1 protein-coding gene is annotated in these 845 nt (G+C 38.9%); it reads right to left on the bottom strand.

What is annotated here, in order from left to right; genetic code table 11:
* Positions 1–450: 450 nt before the first annotated feature.
* Positions 451–600, bottom strand: a complete 150-nt coding sequence (locus tag C5471_RS23385; protein ID WP_051225736.1) for a type I toxin-antitoxin system Hok/Gef family toxin — start codon at positions 598–600, stop codon at positions 451–453.
* Between the last annotated feature and the right edge of the window lie 245 nt (positions 601–845).

The raw sequence follows: 845 nt of genomic DNA, 5'->3' as shown, positions 1-845 counted from the left end.
CAGCGCGCCAGAGACAGATAGTCTCAAGCGCCCGCCCAGAATATACCAAAGCAAAATACATATATCTATATATTACATTATATTTCTGAGTTTATTTACCGTAAGCCATTCCTGGCTTGTGATTTACTGCTGATCTTCGGTATAAATCCCAGATGAAATGATACAAATTAAAACCACTGAAATTTTAGTATTAATTAATATATACCGGCGTTTATAGATTTGAATAAAAGGAAGCTTTTATCTATTCCGATATTAATCCCTTTAATATAATTCACCATATCCATTCTATTCGACATTTAAATTCATCAGATATATAAACAGATCACATAAGCAATGATATTATAAAAATATGAATAAAATGACGGGATAGCCATTAATAGTTGGTGATCGGGTGCTTGAGAGCCATGTTCAACAACAAGCGATGGCGGGGATTGCTCCCCGCCGTTGCTCTTACTTGGGTTCGTAATCCATGAAAACAGCAACCTCCGTTTGACCACTTCGGATGCGAACCTCACAGAGATCCTTCCTCGTGACCAGCACAGCCGCCAAAGCGGCAATACAAATAACGATGGCGATAAATATCGCTTTTTGCTGTTTCATGATTAGCGTCTCCTTGCCTTTCGGCGTGTAAGAGGCTAGTCTTATGTTGTGAAGCATAAAGAATAGGCCTCAAATTGATTGAAAGATCATTTGGGGCTTTCTTCTATCTGCTCCGGCACGCCAGAGACAGATAGTCTCAAGCGCCCGCCCAGAATATACCAAAGCAAAATACATATATCTATATATTACATTATATTTCTGAGTTTATTTACCGTAAGCCATTCCTGGCTTGTGATTTACTGCTG

It is taken from the genome of Photorhabdus tasmaniensis, from assembly GCF_011189505.1.
Classification (GTDB): domain Bacteria; phylum Pseudomonadota; class Gammaproteobacteria; order Enterobacterales; family Enterobacteriaceae; genus Photorhabdus; species Photorhabdus tasmaniensis.
The sequence above is the reverse complement of the archived record's forward strand: the minus strand, read 5'-3'. Positions and strand labels throughout refer to the sequence as shown.

What these genes read in the sequence shown, in the direction of transcription:
- C5471_RS23385 (WP_051225736.1), bottom strand. Translation starts at nt 600, where the DNA reads ATGAAACAGCAAAAAGCGATATTTATCGCCATCGTTATTTGTATTGCC.